Raw genomic sequence first — 20589 nt, forward strand, 5'->3', positions numbered from 1 at the left:
ACGACCAAGCGTTAAACCAATTAGTGATTGAAGTCCCACGAGAAGCGTTAAAGAATGTGAAGTTACCACAAATCAAAAATGTATTGACCGCTCAAATCTTTGATGGTGCTTACCACTTTAGAGGTAACGACTATCAATTTAAAGGTTAAACCATGCTCTTTATCAGCGCGACTAACACCAATGCTGGAAAAACCACATGCGCTAGGCTATTAGCCCAATATTGCAACGCTTGTGGCATTAGAACGATTTTATTAAAGCCCATTGAAACGGGCGTTAATGACGCCATTAACCACTCTAGCGATGCGCATTTGTTCTTGCAAGATAACCGCCTTTTAGATCGCTCTTTAACCTTAAAAGACATTTCATTCTATCGTTATCATAAAGCTTCAGCCCCCCTCATCGCCCAACAAGAAGAAAACCAAAACGACCCCATTGATACCAATCATTTAACCCAACGCCTTCACAATTTCACCAAAACTTACGATTTAGTCATCGTTGAAGGGGCTGGGGGGTTATGCGTGCCTATCAATTTAGAAGAAAACATGCTGGATTTGGCCCTAAAGTTAAAAGCCAAAATGCTTTTGATTAGCCATGACAATTTGGGCTTAATCAATGATTGTTTGCTGAATGACTTTTTATTGAAATCCTACCAACTGGACTATAAAATCGCTATCAATTTGAGAGGAAACAACACCGCTTTTCACAGCATCAGTTTGCCCTATATTGAGCTTTTTAACAAACGCTCCAATAACCCCATTGTGATTTTCCAACAAAGCCTAAAAGAATTAATGAGCTTTGCCCTTAAATAAAGTGCAAACAGAACGCGCGCTGATAAAAAAGCCCCCTAACAGCAAGGCGTATAAAATCCAGCTAAAAACGGGTTTTGACATCTCATCGCTCTCTTTTAAGGGTTTTAAAAAAATCACATTAGGGAACATGTTAAACAAATTGATCCGCCAGCCATAGTATTGCACCTCCACTTGCTGGTTGACTAAACTTTGAGCGAGAGCTGAAATATCAGCCGAATTAAACTTAAAATAAAAAGGGAAGCCAAAGCGCGTGTCTTCGTTACGATAAACGGTTACGCTTTTTTGATCTTTAGGGTCGTAGGTTTGCACAAAATAGACATCTCTAGCAAGGGTTTTTACTTCCTTATTGTTGGGCGTGTTTTCATTTTCATTCATTCTTTTGACTTCCACCCCACTAATGACAGCCGCACTATAATGGGGCATGCAATAGCTCACTAAAAGCATGAGCGCTAAAAAGATCGCTGTTAAAATGAACAAAACCACATTACGCACAAATTTTATCAACTTCATTCCTTATGATAGCATTAGCCTTTTTTTCACATTCAAACACCAGAGCTTAAAAAACGCTCTTTCACATGTTTTCAATCATCACGCTAGCGAATTCAGAGCATTTCACTTCTTTAGCCCCATCCATCAAACGAGCGAAATCGTAAGTTACTTTCTTGCTTTTAATCGCTTTTTCCATAGCAGAGACGATCAAATCAGCCGCTTCCACCCAACCCATATGCCTTAACATCATTTCCGCGCTCAAAATAATAGACCCCGGATTGACTTTATCCAGCCCAGCGTATTTAGGAGCGGTGCCATGGGTGGCTTCAAACATGCCCACTGTGTCGTTAAGATTAGCCCCAGGAGCGATACCAATGCCTCCCACCATCGCCGCTAACGCATCAGAGATATAATCCCCGTTCAAATTCATGGTCGCAATGACGCTGTATTCGCTAGGGCGCAATAAGATTTGTTGCAAAAACGCGTCAGCGATCATGTCTTTAATGATGATTTCTTTACCGGTTTTAGGGTTTTTCAAAGAACACCATGGGCCTTTATCAATGACTTGAGCGTTAAATTCTTTTTGAGCGAGCGCATAGCCCCATTTCATGAACGCCCCTTCGGTGTATTTCATGATGTTGCCCTTATGCACAAAAGTTACGCTTGGCTTGTCGTTATCAATAGCGTATTCAATCGCTTTCCTAACCAGCCTCTCTGTGCCTTCTTTGCTAATGGGTTTTACCCCTATGCCGCTGCTTTCAGGGAAGCGGATTTTTTTAACCTTTAATTCATTTTGTAAGAAATGGATGAGTTTTTTCGCTTCCGCGCTGCCTTCTTGCCACTCAATGCCCGCATAAATGTCTTCAGAATTTTCTCTAAAAATCACCATATCCACTTTTTGTGGTTCTTTAACCGGACTCGGACTCCCATACCACCGAACCGGTCTCAAGCACACATACAGATCCATTTTTTGGCGTAACGCTACATTCAAAGATCTAAACCCCTCGCCAATAGGCGTGGTCAAAGGCCCTTTAATAGAAACTTTATAATGGTTAATCGCTTCAATAGTGTCCGGTAACAGCCATTGCTCTTCGGGGCTTAATTCCTTGTGATCTTTAAATTTTTGATAGCATTTTTCGCCCACAAACACTTCATACCATGCGATTTTTTTCTCGCCCTTATAAGCCTTTTGAACCGCGCTATCCACGACTTTAATCATCGCCGGGGTAATATCTGATCCAATGCCATCGCCCTCAATGAAAGGGATAATGGGGTAATTTGGCACATGCAATTTGTTGTCTTTAATCGTAATTTCTTCGCCCTCTTTAGGCTTTTGTAAAATTTTAGGGTTGTAAGCCATCTCTTATCCTTTTTATAAAATTTAAGTAGCTATACTAACATAAAAATACTATATAACCCCTAAAAATCTTTTTTTGAATGCGTGTTTAAAAGTAGCGGTTGGAAATAACTTGAAAAAACGGAATGTTTTTAAAAAGAAATCATTTAATTTTTTGGCTTATAATGGAGTGCTATCATTCTGAAAACTTAAGGAAGTCAAATGTCTGTTACTTTAATCAATAATGAAAATAATGAACGCTATGAATTTGAAACGATTGAATGCACTCGTGGGCCTAAAGCGGTGGATTTTTCCAAGCTTTTTGAAACGACCGGGTTTTTTTCTTACGATCCAGGGTATTCTTCCACCGCTGGGTGCCAATCTAAGATCAGCTATGTCAATGGCAAAAAAGGCGAATTGTATTACAGAGGGCATAGAATAGAAGATTTAGTCGTCAAATACAAATATGTAGATGTGTGCAAATTGCTCCTCACAGGGGAATTACCCAAAAATCAAGAAGAAAGCTTGGAGTTTGAATTGGAATTACGCCACAGAAGCTTTGTGCATGAGAGCTTGTTAAACATGTTTTCAGCCTTCCCTAGTAACGCCCACCCTATGGCGAAACTCTCTAGCGGTGTGTCTATTTTATCCACCCTTTATTCCACGCACCAAAACATGCACACTGAAGAAGATTACCAGACTATGGCCAGAAGGATTGTCGCTAAAATCCCCACGCTTGCGGCCATTTGCTATCGTAATGAAGTGGGAGCACCCATTATTTATCCGGACATCGCGCGCTCTTATGTGGAAAATATCCTTTTCATGCTGAGAGGGTATCCTTATAGCCGCTTAAAACACACCACTCAAGGCGAAGTAGAAATCACGCCCCTAGAAGTGGAAGCCTTTGATAAAATCCTAACCTTGCACGCTGACCACAGCCAAAACGCCTCTTCTACCACGGTAAGGAATGTCGCTAGCACCGGCGTGCATCCTTATGCAGCCATAAGCGCGGGCATTAGCGCTTTATGGGGGCATTTGCATGGCGGAGCGAATGAAAAAGTGCTTTTACAATTAGAAGAAATCGGCGATGTGAAAAATGTGGATAAATACATCGCACGCGTGAAAGACAAAAACGATAATTTCAAACTCATGGGCTTTGGGCATAGGGTGTATAAGAGCTACGATCCGCGCGCAAAAATCTTAAAAGGCTTAAAAGACGAACTGCATAAAAAAGGCGTTAAAATGGACGAGAGATTGAGCGAAATCGCTGCGAAAGTGGAAGAAATCGCACTAAAAGACGAGTATTTCATTGAAAGGAATCTCTACCCCAATGTGGATTTTTACTCCGGCACGATTTTAAGGGCTTTAAAAATCCCAGTGCGTTTTTTCACGCCGGTGTTTGTCATAGGCAGAACCGTGGGCTGGTGCGCTCAGCTTTTAGAGCATGTCAAAAGCCCGCAAGCTAGGATCACGCGCCCAAGACAAGTCTATGTAGGGGATTAGGCTTTGTTTGAATAGAGCGTTGGTTAGGCTTTAAGAAACGCTTAAAGCCTTGTTTAAAAGAGTAAGGATCTCCCACCAAGCGAGCGATAATTTAACCGCATGCAAACGCCCCAAAACTCAAAAATAACCCCACTTTTACAAGCAAACCATTGAGTTTTTGAGAAAAATGATTGCAAAACCTTTTTATCTCCTTAAGAAAATCATTTTTATAACAAATCTCAAGCAATCAAATCTTATTTTTTAGAAAAAATCCTTTTTACAACAAATCTAAAGCAACCACACCAAACAATCAAAGTTAAACCCCCTTTTTTGATAGCTACCCCTATTCAAACAACCTCATTTCTTTTAAAACCGCTTTATTACAAACAAATCTCAAACAACCAAACCAAAAACAATCAAAGTTAAACCCCCTTTTTTGATAGCTACCCCTATTCAAACAACCTCATTTCTTTTAAAACCGCTTTATTACAAACAAATCTCAAGCAACCACACCAAACAATCAAAGTTAAACCCCCTTTTTTGATAGCTACCCCTATTCAAACAACCTCATTTCTTTTAAAACCATTTTCATTTGTTTCATATTTGTTTAGAAACGCTACAAAAACCTTTTTTTTTTTTTTTTGAAAGGGCAAAAACGCCTCATTAATGTCAAAATCCCATGAATTTATACTATATTAACGAAAGCTTGCGGTATGGTCTTACTTAAAGACACATTTCCGCAAGATTTACGGACAAGATCAATCTTATTTTAATAAAGTAAAGGAGAAAACATGAAGAAAAAATTTCTGTCATTAACCTTAGGTTCGCTTTTAGTTTCCGCTTTAAGCGCTGAAGACAACGGCTTTTTTGTGAGCGCGGGCTATCAAATCGGTGAATCCTCTCAAATGGTGAAAAACACTAAAGGCATTCAAGAACTCTCAGACAGCTATGAAAGATTGAACAATCTTTTAACGAATTATAGCGTCCTAAACACTCTCATCAGGCAGTCCGCCGACCCTAACGCTATCAATAACGCAAGGGGCAATTTGAACGCGAGCGCGAAGAATTTAATCAATGATAAAAAGAATTCCCCAGCCTATCAAGCGGTGCTTTTAGCCTTGAATGCGGCAGCGGGGTTGTGGCAAGTCATGAGCTATTCGATCAGCGTTTGCGGCCCTGGCTCTGACAAAGGCAAAAATGGGGGCGTTCAAACCTTTGAAAATGTGCCAGCAAATGGGGGGACTACCATTACTTGCGATTCATTTTATGAACCAGGACCATGGAGCGGTATATCCACTGAAAATTACGCGAAAATCAATAGAGCTTATCAAATCATCCAAAAGGCTTTTGGAGCAAGCGGGCAAAATATTCCTGCCTTAAGCGACACCAAAGAACTTAATTTTGAAATTAAAGGGAAGAGAAATGATAGCGTCCAACCAGGAGAAAGATGGAAATTCCCATGGACTAATGGATTTGTTTCAATCAAGTGGGTGGATGGGACTTATACAGAAACTAAAGAAGACATCAAAGTGTCCAACAACGCTCAAGAGCTTTTAAAACAGGCCAGCACTATTTTAACCACTCTTAATGAAGCATGCCCATGGTTGAGTAATGGTGGTGGCTATTGGAAAGAGATAAAAGGCGATGGGACAGCGTGCGGGAGTTTTAAAAATGAAATCAGCGCGATTCAAGACATGATCAAAAACGCTGCAATAGCCGTAGAGCAATCCAAGATCGTTGCTGCAAACGCGCAAAACCAGCACAACCTAGACACCGGGAAGACATTCAACCCCTATAAAGACGCCAACTTCGCCCAAAGCATGTTCGCTAACGCTAGAGCGCAAGCGGAGATTTTAAACCGCGCCCAAGCAGTGGTGAAAGACTTTGAAAGAATCCCTGCAGCGTTCGTAAAAGACTCTTTAGGGGTGTGCCATGAAAAGGGTAGCGATGGCAATCTCCGTGGCACGCCATCTGGCACGGTTACTTCTAACACTTGGGGAGCCGGTTGCGCGTATGTGGGAGAGACCTTAACGAGTCTAAAAGACAGCATCGCTCATTTTGGCACTCAAGCCGAGCAAATCCATAACGCGCAAAACCTCGCCTACACTTTAGCGAATTTCAGCGGCCAGTATCAAAAGCTAGGCGAACACTATGACAGCATCACAGCGGCGCTCTCTAGCTTGCCTGACGCTCAGTCTTTACAAAATGTGGTGAGCAAAAAGACTAACCCTAATAGCCCGCAAGGCATACAGGATAACTACTACATTGACTCAAACATCCATTCTCAAGTACAATCCAGGAGTCAAGAACTCGGCAGCAACCCTTTCAGACGCGCCGGTTTAATCGCCGCTTCTACCACCAATAACGGCGCGATGAATGGGATTGGCTTTCAAGTGGGCTATAAGCAATTCTTTGGGAAAAACAAACGATGGGGCGCGAGATACTACGGCTTTGTGGATTACAACCACACCTATAACAAATCCCAATTTTTCAACTCCGATTCTGATGTTTGGACTTATGGCGTGGGGAGCGATTTGTTAGTGAATTTCATCAACGATAAAGCCACCAAACACAATAAGATTTCTTTTGGCGCGTTTGGCGGCATCCAACTAGCCGGGACTTCATGGCTTAATTCTCAGTATGTGAATTTGGCGAATGTGAATAACTATTATAAAGCTAAAATCAACACCTCTAACTTCCAATTCTTATTCAATCTGGGCTTAAGGACCAATCTCGCCAGAAATAAGAGAAGAGGCGCTGATCATAGCGCGCAACATGGCATGGAGTTAGGCGTGAAGATCCCCACGATCAACACGAATTACTATTCTTTGCTAGGCACTACCTTGCAATACAGAAGGCTTTATAGCGTGTATCTCAACTATGTGTTTGCTTACTAAAAGCTTAAACCCCTTTTTAAACCCTCTTTTTAGGGGGTTAATCTTTTTTCACTGACTTCTCTCACTCGCTTTTTAACTTTTCATAAAGCTTTTATTTTTCTAAACTTTTTTAATTTTTTCCACCAAACAAAGTTTTTTGACTTCAAGCGTTAATCATAAAAAATACTCAAAGGCGTTTTTTACAATCTAAATAAAAATTAGCGTTATTTAAGCGATCATTTTTATAACCCAATGAAAACGCCCCAAAAGTCAAGGACAAACCACCCACAAGGAAACCCCTAAGCTTTTTAGGCTTAGGGGAACTTTGGCTAATACATTACTTTTCTATAGAAAAGACCACTTTAAACCCCTTAAAAGAGATTTTAATGTATAATACTAACCAAGAGTTTTTATCATGCTTTCTTTTCATGATAAACCCTTTTAAGAACAGATTTGCCCCATATCGCAACTATGGGGCATGATGAAATCCTACAACCAACACGCTTTAAAGCCCTTAAATGCAAGCCACCCTAAAAAATGCGCTTTCTAGTCTTAAAATAAACCATAAAATCCCCATACCTACGATATAATCCTAAGATTGATTGATTTTAAGGGGCGTGTTTGGCATCATTATTCCATCTGAAGTTTTTAAAACCCCTAAGTTGTCTGCAAGCCGGTTTGCTTTATAGCCTTATTTTTAGCGTTTTATACCATTTCCCTTTGTTCGCTTATGTTTATAAAGAAAGCAACCAAGTTAGTTTTATCGCCATGATGGTTGTGGTGCTTTTTTGCGTGAATGGCGCTCTTTTTTTGGCGTTAGGCTTGATCTCTGCTTCTTTGATGCGTTGGAGCGCGATTGTTTTTAGCCTGCTTAATTCTGTTGCTTTCTATTTCATTAGCGCTTATAAGGTGTTTTTAAATAAGAGCATGATGGGTAATGTCTTAAACACCAACACGCATGAAGTTTTAGGCTTTTTGAGCGTTAAATTATTTGTTTTTATCGTTGTTTTTGGGGTGTTGCCTGGCTATATTATCTATAAAATCCCCCTTAAAAATTCTTCTAAAAAAGTGCCCTTTTTAGCGATCTTGGCGTTAGTGTTTATCTTTATCGCTAGCGCTTTAGCTAACGCTAAAAATTGGCTGTGGTTTGACAAGCATGCGAAATTCATAGGGGGCTTAATTTTGCCCTTCGCTTATAGCGTGAACGCTTTTAGAGTGAGCGCTCTTAAATTTTTCGCCCCCACTATCAAGCCGCTCCCTCTCTTTTCGCCCAACCATTCTCATTCGTTTGTGGTGCTAGTCATTGGCGAAAGTGCTAGGAAGCATAATTACGCCCTTTATGGCTATCAAAAACCCACCACCCCAAGACTAAGCAAGCGTTTAGCCGATAATGAACTCACTCTTTTTAACGCCACTTCTTGTGCCACTTACACGACAGCGAGTTTGGAATGCATTTTAGATTCTTCTTTTAAAAACAGCTTGAACACCTATGAAAATTTGCCCACTTACTTGACTAAAGCCGGTATCAAAGTCTTTTGGTATAGTGCGAACGATGGCGAAAAGAATGTTAAGGTTACAAGCTATCTTAAAAACTATGAATTGATTCAAAAATGCCCCAATTGTGAAGCGATCGCTCCTTATGATGAATCCTTACTCTATAATTTGCCTGACCTTTTAAAAGAACACTCTAACGAAAATGTCTTACTCATCTTACACCTTGCCGGCTCGCATGGCCCCAACTACGACAACAAAGTGCCTTTAAATTTTAGGGTGTTTAAGCCTTATTGCTCAAGCGCTGATCTGTCTTCTTGCTCCAAAGAAAGCCTGATTAACGCCTATGACAACACCATTTTTTATAACGACTATCTGTTAGACAAAATCATTAGCATGCTCAAAAAAGCCAAGCAACCCGCCCTAATGATTTATTTAAGCGATCATGGCGAAAGTTTGGGCGAAGAAGCGTTCTATTTGCATGGCATTCCTAAAAGCATCGCCCCCAAAGAACAATACGAGATCCCCTTTATTCTTTATGCCAATGATCTTTTTAAAAAGGAGCATTCCATCATTCAAACCCAAACCCCCATTAATCAAAACGTTATTTTCCATAGCGTTTTAGGGGTGTTTGAAGATTTTAAAACCCCAAGCGTTGTTTATCGCCCTTCTTTGGACTTGCTCAAACACAAAAAAGAGTAAATAACACGCATGAAAATATTCTTATTTAAACAAAAATTTTTGGAAAGCCTGCCTAAAAGCTTTTCTAAAACTTTGTTAGCGCTCAGTTTGGGCTTGATTTTACTAGGCGTTTTTGCGCCCTTTCCTAAAGTCCCTAAACAGCCTAGCGTGCCTTTAGTGTTTCATTTCACCGAGCATTATGCGCGCTTTATCCCTACGATTTTATCTGTGGCGATTCCCTTGATTCAAAGAGATGCGGTAGGGCTTTTTCAAGTCGCTAACGCCTCTATCGCTACAACCCTCCTCACGCACACCACTAAAAGAGCCTTAAACCATGTAACGATCAATGAGCGGCGTTTGGGCGAGCGCCCTTATGGGGGTAATTTCAACATGCCAAGCGGGCATTCGTCTATGGTGGGGTTGGCGGTGGCGTTTTTAATGCGCCGTTATTCTTTTAAAAAATACTTTTGGCTCTTACCCCTAGTCCCTTTAACCATGCTCGCTCGCATTTATTTAGACATGCACACCATTGGCGCGGTGTTGGCCGGGCTTGGCGTTGGAATGTTGTGCGTAAGCCTTTTTACAAGCCCCAAAAAGCCTTAATCAAAAGATCTAGTTTCTGTTTTTATAATCTTCATAAGAAAAGTTTTTAAGGATTTTAAACCCTTGTTGATCCAATTTAGCCAGGCTTGGCAGTGGCACGCCATTAAACGAATTGTTTTTGACAATCGTATAATGGAGCATGTCTTGAAACACGATTTTATCGCCCCTTTTTAAAGGCGTATCAAAGCTAAAACTCCCCATAAAATCCCCCGCTAAACAAGTAGGGCCGCCTAAAAAATAAGAAAACGCCCCTTGATTTTCGCCCTTTTCAACTTCAATAATTTCTTCATCGTTTTCTACGGAAACCTTAAGAATACTAGGGCGATAAGGCATTTCTAGGCAATCGGGCATGTGAGCGCTAAAAGAAGCGTCTAAAATCGCAATTTCTTGATCGTTTTGAACGATGTCTATCACGCTTGCGATCAAAAACCCGCATTGCCACCCTATGGCTTCCCCCGGCTCTAAAACCACTTCTATATCATGATAACGCTCTTTAAAATCCTTAATCGTTTGGATGAGCAAATTCACATCATAATCGCTCTTAGTGATATGATGCCCCCCACCAAAATTCACCCACGCCATATTTTCTAAATAGGGCTTGAAATGCCTTTCCACATGCTCTAAAGTCCGGCACAAAGCGTCAGCGTTTTGCTCGCAATGCGTATGGAAATGCAACCCGCTCACCCCCTCTAAGCCATGCTCTTTCACCCCCCTTTCAAATCCGCTAGGCGTAATCCCTAACCGGCTCATTTTAGAGCATGGGTTATAGATCGCTGGGGTTACTTCGCTGTAGAGAGGGTTGATCCTCAAGCCCATTTTAATGGGGCTTAAGCCCAAGTTTTCTAATTGCTTGTTTTTATCTAAAATCCTGTCTTTATAGGTAGCGTATTGGTAAAAAGAGTTAAAAATGATGCTTGTCGCTAGGGGTAAAATCGCGCTCATTTCAGCCTCTTTAAAAGCTGGGCTATAAACGCAAATCTCCTTATGGCTCTCTCGCCCCCCAAATTCTTCAAAAGCGAGCTTAGCCTCATAAAGACCGCTCGCGCAACACCCGTTCAATTTTTGCCTCAAAATCCCAAACTCACGCCAAAACGCATACCCCTTTAAAGCGAGCAAAACCTTTGCCCCACTTTGTTGGCGCACGATTTCTAAAATCTTGGCGTTTTTCTCTAAGCGTTCGCTCTCTAGCACATAGCAAGGGGTGGGGATAGCGCTGTATTTTTTCATGCTAATTCCAAAAATTGCTTAACCACTCGCTGGATGTCTTTGGGGTTAGACTTGGAGATGAAATCATCGGCCTTCAAACTCCTGGCCATGTCTTCATTAGAGCTGCCGCTCATAGAAGAATTGACCACGATAGGGATTTTTGAAGTCAAAGGATCGTTTTTAACCTGTTTGATCACTTCAAAACCGCTCGCTTCTGGCATTTCTAAATCGGTAATAATCAGGCCAATGTTGCTCACATCGGTTGTGGGGCTGAATAAATGCTCTAATAAGGTTTTACCATTGATAAAATCTATATGCTTGACGCCTAGCTTGTCTAAAATCATTTGCATGGTTTTTAAAACGCTTGGGGAGTCATCAGCGAGCAAAACGCATTGGTTAGAATGGATTTTAGAGAGCGTCTCTAAATCGCTGTGTTTTTCATCTTCAATCCAAGGGAACACATCTATAAGCATTTTTTCAATATCCACCACTTGCACCAAGCGCCCATCAAAATAGCGCGTGCGGCTCACGAGCTTGTTGTTGCCTGCAGATCCCCCTAATCCAGCGCTTTGCTCCATTTCAGTCCATTTCTTGCTCAAAATCCTATCCGCTTCATAGATCCTAACCCCTATGGTCCAGCGAGAAAACTCACAAATCATGACAATATCGTCTTCGCCCTTGTCTTTTTCTATCCTATAAGGGCGTAAATCCTTGTTTTTGTTTTGGCTGTCATAATAAAACCATTTTTTCATATCAATCAAGGGAATGGTGAGCTCTCTTATAATGATTAGCCCCTCAACAAGCGAATTGTTTTCGTGGCTGATGATGGTGAGATTGCCATGGTATTTCACCACTTCACGGATCTTAAAGACATTGACCGCATACAAATCCTTGTTTTTACCCAGCCTGAAACACAACAATTGCAACTCGTTATTTTTATGCAAACTCGTAACTTGATCAATGCCCGCTAAACTATCAGCCATGACTTCCCCTTAATTTAGGTTTCGTATCGTTTTATAATTATATCGTGTTTGTGTTTAATGCCAACGACACTTAAAAACTATCTTTGGGGTTTTTTTAAATCATTTTAAATGACTCAAAACAAACCCGTTTTTAAAGCTGCGCACATATAAAATATTATGGCGGTTAGAGCAAAAGATTTGTGGGGCTGTTACAAACCCTGAAAGCAATTCCCTAGCGTCAATGACTTTGGGGCTTTCAAGCGATCTTTTACAGGGCTTTAATGAAAACGAAAAAGCGTCAATAGAATCAGCTCGAACTTCATAATTTTCAAAAGCTTTATTTTTGATACGCATAAGATAGATTTTATGGGCAAAAATGCTCGTGTTTCTGGTGTCTGCAAAGGTGCTCACACCTGAATACAACGAAGTTACTAACCCTCCAACAAACCCCAAATAATAGTTCGCCACCGCTTGCATGCCCACCTTAAAAGTAGCCGATAGAATGGCTCTAGTGATAATATAGGGCAACTGCTTCCTGAATTCGCTCGCGACCACCGCATCTATTGAGGCTAAAGTGTCAAAGGGCGTTACTTTTTCTCCATCTTTAAGAGTGAAATTTTGATAAAACGCTTCCCCTTTTTCTAGCTTGGGCAAGGCTATACTCACGTTATAAACCGAATCGATCATAAAAATAGGCACATCAATTTTAAATTCGCTTTTTTGCGGCTCTTTACCATCTTCAATGATGATCCAAGTGAAATGGCTCCTGTTAGGGTTTTTAAAAAAAACCAAGTCTTGGGCTACAAAAGGGCTTTGACTGATCCCATAGGCTTCATTAAGATAGCCTAACCCCTTATTCTTATCCCCATTTAAAGCGTAAAACAACCCTGAAAGATACGAAACCGCCGGGTTAAGCAAGCCTTGATAAGCTTCGTATTTGTCTAAATTAGAATAGGTGTTGTTTAAAATCTCGCTCACTTCTACCCTAGAGCGTTCCATATTAATATTGTGCTTTTTGCTAGAATCGATCTCTTTAATGGCTTTTTGCACTTCCTCATAATAAAATTCTTTAGCCCTGCGCTGGCGTTCGTTCGCGCGGTTGAATTGCACCCTAGCTTTCGCGCTATCGTTTAAAAGCATGTAGTCTATCGCTTTGTAATAATTGATTAAAACGCCCTCATAAATATTCCCCCCATAAGCGCGCACGTTATCATTAATCATGGTAGCGCCCACATAACCAGCCCCTCTTGTGAAAGCGCTTTGCGTTTTATCAAAGCGTTGCTCGGCTTGATCTAATACCCCTAAAGAAGTCTCGTAATCTCTTGCGTATAAAGCGCTCAAGCCGTTTTGCAAGTCCCATAAAAGAGCGTTCTTTTTTTTCTTAGTGAATTGTTTGGAATATTCATAAGCTTTTTTAGGGCTTTCTTCATAATAGAGCGTGTTAAAATGTTCTAAGTCCATACGATAGCCTATGCAACCTGTTAATGATATTCCTAAAATTACCGACATCAACAGAACGAATATTTTCAATCTAACCCTTTTAATTGACATTTTTTTGCTTGACTATTTGAGCGTATCATAACATTTTTAATGAAAACATAAGCTTTCTATGGTTAAAATGATCCCCAAGCTCTTATTTAGACCTATGCAATAGGAATTTAGGGTAACGCTTCAGGGTAGGAATACAGCAGAGTCCCCTAATTTCTTGTGTGCCTTAGCCATCTGAATAGGAGTGCTTCAAATTGGTATTAACTTTTTAAAACTAGCTCTTCAAAAGCTTCTCACGCCACTCTGTAGGGTAGTCTTTTTGTAACGCTTTCACTTTATTGACATGGCTAGAATCCGAATTAAAGATTTTCAAATAACGCCCCAAGCCCTCCAAACTCACATCAATCATGTTAGAATTCCCGTTACCCAGATTTTTGACTAAAACCTGCCTGGCATACAAAGGGGTGTTTTCTAAAAAAGAAATTTCAGTCTCGCTCAAAGGCACATTGAAATGGTGTTTCAACTCCCTAGCGTTTTTTTGCGGATACAAAATAAGAGTCCCCATGTTGCTTAAAAAACTATGGGCGTTTTTAACCCCGCTTAATTGGTAAATATCTTGCAAGGCCAACACCACCACGCCATTAGCTTTTCTGGCTTGCGTGATTAAAGCGTTGATTTTGGTGTTCAACAAATCGTTTTCCACATAGGATTTAAACTCGTCTAAAAAAACCAAAAAACCGCTGTCGTTTTTCCTGGATTCTTCTAAGATTTTATAAAACAAGTAATAGGCTAAAAGCCCTAAGTCTTTGGGGTTTTGGGTGATGGTGTCTAGGTTTATCACGTTTAAAAAAGCGTTGGAGTTGAACGCGTCATTCAAAGCGTTAAAAAGGGGGTTATTCAAATACGGCTCCAAGCTCAAGCTTAGTTGGTTAGATGAGGTTCTTTTAAGCGTTTCTTTAAAATCTAGCAAACTAAAGGCTTTAGGGTATAAAGTCTCATAAAGGCTCTTAATCGCACCAGAAACCGCATTCATGTCTTCTAAGGCTTCTTTATCCCTTGAAGGGGCAAGATCCAACATGCTCAAAAAGAAGGATTGCAAAAATTCTAGATTCTGTAAATTAGGCTCTAAACAAAAGGGATTGATGCTAAAAGATTGGCCGTCATGGTAATGCCCTTTAAAAAATTTTGTGAAAGAATACAGCCCTTGCATCCTGTCAAAAGCCAAAAGGCGCATGTTTTGGTATTTCAAAGCGCTCATCATTAAAAAGCTAATCAGCGTGCTTTTACCGCTCCCGGTAGCCCCTATGATTAAAGTATGCCCGTTCACTCTGGCAATTTCTTTAGCGTTCTTGTGGCTCACTTCTTGGTTGTGGAAATTGAATAAAAAAGGGGAATAATCCAAATTTTTAAACACGCTCAAAGGGCTATTCCCCCATGAATTAGCCTTAAAGCCTAAACTTTGCCTTTCAAACACCATTAAACACGCTAAGGCTTTAGAGGTTAAAAAACGCAAGCGGTGGTTTAAGTGGATGCGTTCAGGGAAAAAGGAAAAATACCCCCCTTTCAAGCCAAAAGTTTCTATAACGCCCACTAAATTCTCTTTAAATAAAAGCCCTAAAACTAAGCTGGTTTGAGTGTCTAAATCCTCTAAACTGGGGGCTTTGATAAGAATGTTTAGGGCGAATTTTTGCATGGATAGGCGTTTGGTTTTGACTAATTCTTGGTATTCTAGTAACTCGTTTTTAACGAGATTAGACATGCTAAACTTGGCTCTCTCTTTTAAAAAACTCAGCGTTTTATGCACGCTCATAGGCTCTATGGAAAAGATAATATCTAGTGGCGTCTCTTGGTATAAAAGCGCTCCCACCGCTATAGAAGTGATGCGTTCGCTCTCATAAGCTTTAATACCAATCAAGCGGTTATAGGTTTTTTGATTAAAGCTTTCTTGAATGAAATAATCTTTTTCAAAAGTGATAGAGCTAGCGATATAGCTGTCGCTCAAATACCCCCCTACTAGGGGTTTTAAGGGGAGATCAAACCCGTTAATGTATTCTGCATAAAAATTCAAAACCTCTTTAGAACTTAAGAGTTTGGGGGCATAATTTTTGAGCTGGATTTCTAAGCTTTTTAAAGTTTCTTGCAAAAAATGCGCTTTATAAGAGAGAATGTCCTTAAAATTTTCCCTATTGGCATGCATTAAGGATTTTTTCTTATGCTCTAAAACGCCCTGTAAAGAGTGAGTGCTTTCTAAAACTAAAAAATACTGGTTTTCATACACTTCTTTGTTTTCAAACTGGTTCAAAATCGCTTGCAAGTATTGAGAGTCAGCTTGAATGTTTTGTTTATAATCAATTTTACGCCTTTTAACCACGAGGCGCGCCACGACTTTTTCCAAAGAATCCAAAGCCATTTGGCGCTCGGTGAAAAGATCTTGCAATTGCTCTGTGCTTAAATGGGTGTAACTCACCCCCTCTAAACGGAGAATGCCCACTAAGTTTTCGTTTTTAGTGAGTAAAAAATGCTCATCATACAAGCCTAAAATGTTGTTTTCTTCGCTCATAGAATAGCTTTTAGGCAAAACCCCTAAAAAATAGTTTGAAACTTTTTGCTTGATAGCGCCTAAAAGCTTTTCTAACATCCTACGCTCTATAACATTTGGTTTTAGTCTTTATTTTGCTTTTAGCCACGATAATATCTGCAATGTCTTCATCAAAAAATTCCAGCACGCTAAAGAGCGCTAAAAACCCTAAATACAATAAAAAAGCGCTCAATAAATCAATCCAAGGGAGCAAGATAAAAGGCACAAAAACAGAAATCAAATAAGATTTAGCGTTCAGCCATAAAAACTTTTCTTTAACCGAAATTTCACGCAAATTCTTCACGCTCGCTGACAGGATAATCATTAAAAAATTCCCATAAACCAATTCGCCAAACTCGGGGCCTTAAAGAATAAAAAGATCCCAAACACCACGCCAAGGATCGTGAATAAAATCTCTTTCCACCGGTCTAAATTCCTCCACACATAAATAGCGATCCCTATGAAAATCACCATTAAAATCCCCTTAGCGATGGGGCTTTTGAGCTGGGCTTCTAGGGCGTTAAAAAACCCTTCTAATCCTTCAGCGAACAAACTTGAAACGCACATGCCTACTAAAAAAATGATTTTCAAAAAATGAGCGGACATCAAAACCCTTTTGTTTAATTTTAATTAACTTTATAACGCTTTATTATCTCAAAAAAACCATAAAAATCCTCTAAAAGGGGGTCAAAAGGGGTGTTTTTTATCTTTAAAAGGGGTAAAAAAGCAAAGCTAAAGAGAAAAAAGCCTTACTACTCTACGATTTGATAGACATAAGAAAGATTAGCGTGTTCTTTGGTTTGTAGGGCGTCTTCTTCTAAGAGGTTTTGAATCTTTTCAAAGCTGTATTGTAAATGGTTGTAAGCGATAATCACCACCTCATCGCCTTTTTGCAAAAAATGCTCTTGCGCAAAAGGCATATAAGGGGTAGCCCCTATCGCAAAAATCATTTTAGTGGGGAAATTATGGCGCTCTAAAAAAGGTCTTAAAGCCTCTAAAGAATCGCCATCTTGTTGGTGGTTCAATCTGTCTTTGATCCAGTATAAGAGTTTTTGATAAAAAAACTCGTATTTGAGCAATTTGCTGTTTTCCCCATAGATGTGCCAAACATTATCGTATTTCAAAAAAGACGCGATAGAAAAATTGTTGCACACCCCCCCATAAACAAACCTATCAATAGGCAATTTCTGCCCTATGCCTTTAGAAGCTGGTGAAAAATTCTTTTTTTGGGAGAGCTTTGCGGCGTCTAAATTACGCACAGAAGCGTCATTAAACGCCATGAAAAAATTAGGCACAAGCTTGGTTACCAAATGTTTTTCATCGTATTTAACATCGCATTCTAAAGCGATTTCTGGCTCTGCTTGCACTTTCAAATTCAAATCATTAGGCAAAATAATCTTATGGTTATTAATGCAACAACGCCCCAAATAGCAATTCTCATACGGGATATAAAAAGGGAACAACCCCTTAGGGGCGTCCTTTTCTTCGCTTTTCATGTTAATAAAACTATGACTCTCTCCTGCTTGCTCCAAATGCCCTGCAAAATTCCCCACCACACCAAAACCTAAAAACTCTTGCATGCAAACCTCCTGGCAAATAGCTTAATCATTAGAGCTTTTTTCATTATAGCATAAAAAGAAAACCCCTAAAATTCTCAAAAACTCCCCTTTCAAGCGAACAAATACTCCCTAGCGCTCTCTTTATCCAAAGGGTAAAGCTCGCGCTTTTCATTCCCTATTTGAATGAGGTAAGCTTGATTTTTTAAAGTCTTAGCATAGCCTAAAGCGATACGGCCGGCCAATTCTTTATCTTCTTTGCTGGCGTTTTTATCCACTAAACTCAAAGGGCCTTTACAGCTTAATAATTCAATCTTATCCATTAAGGGGTGCTCAATGTCTAATTTATGGTTTTCTTCTTCATTCCTTGCCACCACCAAACGAGCGTTATGGGGCAAGATAAAATAACGCCCGTTTTTGACAATCACGCTATCTTCAAACACCATTTCTCTGTATTCTTTCAAATTCTTAATCTTATTACTCACTTGAATGTCCGTAAGCAAGCACCCCCCACCTGGCTTTTCATAATATTTCAAGCCGTAATCTTTGATCATTTGCAATTGCCTAGCACGCCCCCTACCGCTCACATCTAAAAGCTTTTCTCTATCAACAAAACCCTTTTTTTCCATAAAAGTAGGCTCTAAGAGTTTAGCGCTCATGGGCCTTAAGAGCAATTCGTCTAAAAATTGCGGTTTTTCACCGCCTGCTTGCGTTCGGTCTAAAACTTTATCAAAACGCGCCTCTTCGCCCACCTCTCTGACTAATTTCCTCACCTGATTGAGCGCTTCTTTCCTTTGGGATTTAGGGCGTTGCCCTAGCACCTCCCCGCTCAAAACAAAATCCGCGTCCAACTCAAGCATTTTATAAAAAGCGTTCCTAAACATGTTGGCATGGCAGTCAATGCAAGGGTTGAAATATTTCCCATAGCCGTATTTGGGCTTGAACAACACATCGTTAAAAAACTGCTCTCTAATATCGCACACCAAGAGCTTAGCCCCGATTTGCGCGGTGGCGTTTTCAAAATACTCTCTTTTATCTTTATTCCCCCCAAACCCTATATTAAAGTGTAAGGCGGTTACTTCAATGCCTTGATCAATGAGTAATTTCATGGACAACAAACTATCCAACCCCCCACTGAATAGGGCTAAAGCTTTTATTTGTTTCATATGGCGACTAATTCTCCTTGTTTTAATTTCATAATGGCCTGGCGAGCCTTTTTTAAACAGATCATTTTTTCGCTAAACGGGAGCGGGCTTTTAGGGATTTCTTTGAGTTGCCGCTCAAAATAGCGCAAAATCAACAAACGCAATTCCTTTTCAAAACCCCCTTTTTTTAGGGGTAAATTCGCATCTAATAATAACGCAACTAATTTAGGGTCGTCCAATTTTTCTTGACACAAAGCGTCAAATTCTTGTTTTTTATGCAAGAATACCCCACTATGGATATAACCCACCGCCAAATCCAACAAACTTCTGTCTTCTAAAAGATAGCGGATCACTAATTTTTCTAAAAATTCCAAACTCATCGTGTTAGGAACATGAGCGAATTTTTGAGCAAGATTGGGTTTTTCTGTTTTGGGGTAAAAAGGCTGAAAAGAGGCTCGCTCTCTAACCCCTAAAACATGCAAAGGCACTTGCAAAAGGGTAGCGATTAAGGGCTTGTATTCGTTTTGTAAAAGCAAGGAAAAGTTTTTTAAAAACCCTAACATTTCTTTAAGGGCCTTATCTTTTTCTAAAGGATCGTCTAAAAGATAGGAATCCGCCATGCGCCTTAAAACAAATTCAATAAAAGCCATGGGGCGCGATAACAAGTCTTTTAAGGTTTCAATCTGGCCATTAGCGATCATATCCGCAGGATCGAGATTGTTTTCAAATAAAACCACCCCCCCTTTCCTTTGCTCTTTAGCCAACATTAAGCTCGCTTTATAAGCCGCATTCCGCCCTGCCTTATCCCCATCATAGCTCAAAAGGATTTCTGGATCGCCTTTTTTAAGCAAGGGCAAATGCGATGGCGTTAAAGCTGTCCCAAGCGTGGCTATGGCGTTTTTAAAACCCACCTGGTGCAATAAAATCACATCCAAATACCCTTCTGTTACAATGACTTGCTTTTGTTTATAGATGTGTTCTTTAGCCAAATGATAGCCATAGAGCAAACTGGATTTATCAAAAAGCTTACTTTGGGGCGAATTGATATACTTGGCCGCTTTTTCTTTTAAGGTGCGCCCTCCAAAGCCCACCACTTGAGCACTAGGGCTATAAATAGGGAACATGATGCGATCCAAAAAACGCAAATAGGTTTTATCCTCTTTATCGCTCTTGCCTAACACGCCCAATTCAATGAGCTTGTCCTTATTCAAGCCTTTATTTTCAATGCCGTAATCAATTCTATTCGTGCATAAGCCTAATTTAAACGCTTTGATGCTCTCTAGGCTAAGCCCTCTTTTTTGCAAATAATTCAAAAAAAACGGAGCGTTAAAAAGCTCTTCTTGATACAACGAACTCACCATTTCTAAAAGGTGGTAATCTTCTTTATGATCGTAATAAACGCCTTTGTCATACTCTAAAGCTATATTGAATCGGTGGGCTAATTTCTCAAGCGCTTCCACAAACGAAAGCTTTTCAAACGCCATCACAAATTTAATGCTATCCCCGCTCGCCCCACACCCAAAGCAATGGTAAAACCCTTTAACTTGATTGACGCTAAAACTCGCGCTCCTTTCTTCATGAAAAGGGCAACAAGCCATGTAGCTAGAACCTGATTTCCTCAAATCCACATAAGAGCTAATGACTTCTACAATATCTATCGTTTGCAAAAGGCGATCAATGGAACTTTTAAGAATCATTTTTCATGCTTTCTTCATCTTGCTTTCTTGTTTTAAGCTGTTTGAATGAATTATACTCAATAAGTGAAACCACCCCTTGCTAAAGCAAGGAGCTTCCTAACTAAAGCGCCCTAATGGACACTAACACGAAAGGCTTTGTTCTTTAAAGTCTGCATGGATATTTCCTACCCCAAAAAGACTTAACCCTTTG

General features: G+C 40.1%; 16 protein-coding genes, 1 other RNA gene and 1 pseudogene. 6 read left to right on the plus strand and 12 right to left on the minus strand.

The genetic code is table 11. The annotated features are described in order from the left end of the window. The first annotated feature begins 152 nt into the window (after positions 1-152). A complete protein-coding gene (gene bioD, locus IC572_RS07395) occupies positions 153-809 on the plus strand; it encodes a dethiobiotin synthase (RefSeq protein ID WP_187855711.1) in 657 nt (218 codons plus the stop codon). Here bioD and IC572_RS07400 read toward each other — a convergent pair. Next, positions 786-1313 carry a DUF1523 family protein gene (locus tag IC572_RS07400; RefSeq protein WP_181802008.1) on the minus strand — a complete coding sequence of 176 codons (528 nt, stop codon included), beginning with the start codon at positions 1311-1313 and terminating at the stop codon, positions 786-788. The two genes, bioD and IC572_RS07400, sit on opposite strands and share 24 nt — an antisense overlap. 67 nt (positions 1314-1380) lie before the next feature. After that, positions 1381-2658, minus strand: coding sequence for an isocitrate dehydrogenase (NADP(+)) (gene icd / locus IC572_RS07405; RefSeq protein ID WP_000323995.1), 1278 nt, complete (start codon positions 2656-2658; stop codon positions 1381-1383). Positions 2659-2856: 198 nt separating this feature from the next. Between icd and IC572_RS07410 the strand changes: the two genes are divergently transcribed. The 4 genes from IC572_RS07410 to lpxE all read left to right on the plus strand — a co-directional run bounded on the left by IC572_RS07410 (position 2857) and on the right by lpxE (position 9767). Continuing rightward, complete coding sequence (locus IC572_RS07410) at positions 2857-4137, plus strand: citrate synthase (RefSeq protein WP_187855713.1); 1281 nt, start codon at positions 2857-2859, stop codon at positions 4135-4137. 770 nt (positions 4138-4907) lie between these two features. Continuing rightward, positions 4908-7013, plus strand: coding sequence for a Hop family adhesin LabA (labA, locus tag IC572_RS07415; protein ID WP_187855715.1), 2106 nt, complete (start codon positions 4908-4910; stop codon positions 7011-7013). A 600-nt stretch (positions 7014-7613) separates the two neighbouring features. Beyond that, the gene (gene eptA / locus IC572_RS07420; RefSeq protein WP_187855717.1) at positions 7614-9185 is read left to right on the plus strand and encodes a phosphoethanolamine--lipid A transferase EptA; all 1572 of its coding nucleotides are present in this window, start codon (positions 7614-7616) and stop codon (positions 9183-9185) included. Positions 9186-9194: 9 nt separating this feature from the next. Continuing rightward, positions 9195-9767 carry a lipid A 1-phosphatase LpxE gene (lpxE, locus tag IC572_RS07425; RefSeq protein ID WP_187855719.1) on the plus strand — a complete coding sequence of 191 codons (573 nt, stop codon included), beginning with the start codon at positions 9195-9197 and terminating at the stop codon, positions 9765-9767. A gap of 9 nt (positions 9768-9776) precedes the next feature. On the opposite strand, the gene nspC is transcribed toward lpxE, so the two are convergent. The 3 genes from nspC to IC572_RS07440 all read right to left on the minus strand — a co-directional run bounded on the left by nspC (position 9777) and on the right by IC572_RS07440 (position 13486). Beyond that, positions 9777-10994: a carboxynorspermidine decarboxylase gene (gene nspC / locus IC572_RS07430; protein WP_187855721.1), complete on the minus strand. Its 1218-nt coding sequence runs from the start codon at positions 10992-10994 to the stop codon at positions 9777-9779. Continuing rightward, positions 10991-11956: a chemotaxis protein CheV1 gene (cheV1, locus tag IC572_RS07435; protein WP_039087050.1), complete on the minus strand. Its 966-nt coding sequence runs from the start codon at positions 11954-11956 to the stop codon at positions 10991-10993. Before cheV1 ends, nspC begins: the two co-directional genes overlap by 4 nt. Positions 11957-12055: 99 nt before the next feature. Continuing rightward, positions 12056-13486, minus strand: a complete 1431-nt coding sequence (locus tag IC572_RS07440) for a COG3014 family protein (RefSeq protein ID WP_187855722.1) — start codon at positions 13484-13486, stop codon at positions 12056-12058. Positions 13487-13569: 83 nt separating this feature from the next. On the opposite strand from IC572_RS07440, the gene ffs reads away from it, so the two are divergent. Next, positions 13570-13667: signal recognition particle sRNA small type (ffs, locus tag IC572_RS07445), an RNA gene on the plus strand. A 30-nt stretch (positions 13668-13697) separates the two neighbouring features. Here ffs and IC572_RS07450 read toward each other — a convergent pair. The 7 genes and pseudogenes from IC572_RS07450 to IC572_RS08030 form a co-directional block, all read right to left on the minus strand. Further along, positions 13698-16061, minus strand: a complete 2364-nt coding sequence (locus tag IC572_RS07450) for a VirB4 family type IV secretion/conjugal transfer ATPase (RefSeq protein ID WP_187855724.1) — start codon at positions 16059-16061, stop codon at positions 13698-13700. Position 16062: 1 nt separating this feature from the next. After that, positions 16063-16326: a hypothetical protein gene (locus IC572_RS07455; RefSeq protein WP_000584973.1), complete on the minus strand. Its 264-nt coding sequence runs from the start codon at positions 16324-16326 to the stop codon at positions 16063-16065. Further along, entirely contained in the window at positions 16326-16607 is a 282-nt protein-coding gene (locus IC572_RS07460; RefSeq protein WP_001272686.1) for a TrbC/VirB2 family protein, read from the minus strand. Before IC572_RS07460 ends, IC572_RS07455 begins: the two co-directional genes overlap by 1 nt. Positions 16608-16753: 146 nt before the next feature. Then, positions 16754-17581: a DUF5718 family protein gene (locus tag IC572_RS07465; RefSeq protein ID WP_187855726.1), complete on the minus strand. Its 828-nt coding sequence runs from the start codon at positions 17579-17581 to the stop codon at positions 16754-16756. A gap of 89 nt (positions 17582-17670) precedes the next feature. Continuing rightward, the gene (locus IC572_RS07470) at positions 17671-18723 is read right to left on the minus strand and encodes an MnmA/TRMU family protein (RefSeq protein WP_187855728.1); all 1053 of its coding nucleotides are present in this window, start codon (positions 18721-18723) and stop codon (positions 17671-17673) included. Beyond that, positions 18720-20399 (minus strand): DNA primase, encoded by a 1680-nt coding sequence (gene dnaG, locus IC572_RS07475; protein ID WP_187855730.1) that lies wholly within the window; start codon positions 20397-20399, stop codon positions 18720-18722. Before dnaG ends, IC572_RS07470 begins: the two co-directional genes overlap by 4 nt. Positions 20400-20519: 120 nt before the next feature. Then, positions 20520-20589: pseudogene (locus IC572_RS08030) on the minus strand (RNA-guided endonuclease InsQ/TnpB family protein); the annotation flags it as partial.

The organism is Helicobacter pylori, assembly GCF_014496485.1.
GTDB classification, from domain to species: Bacteria; Campylobacterota; Campylobacteria; order Campylobacterales; family Helicobacteraceae; genus Helicobacter; species Helicobacter pylori_DD.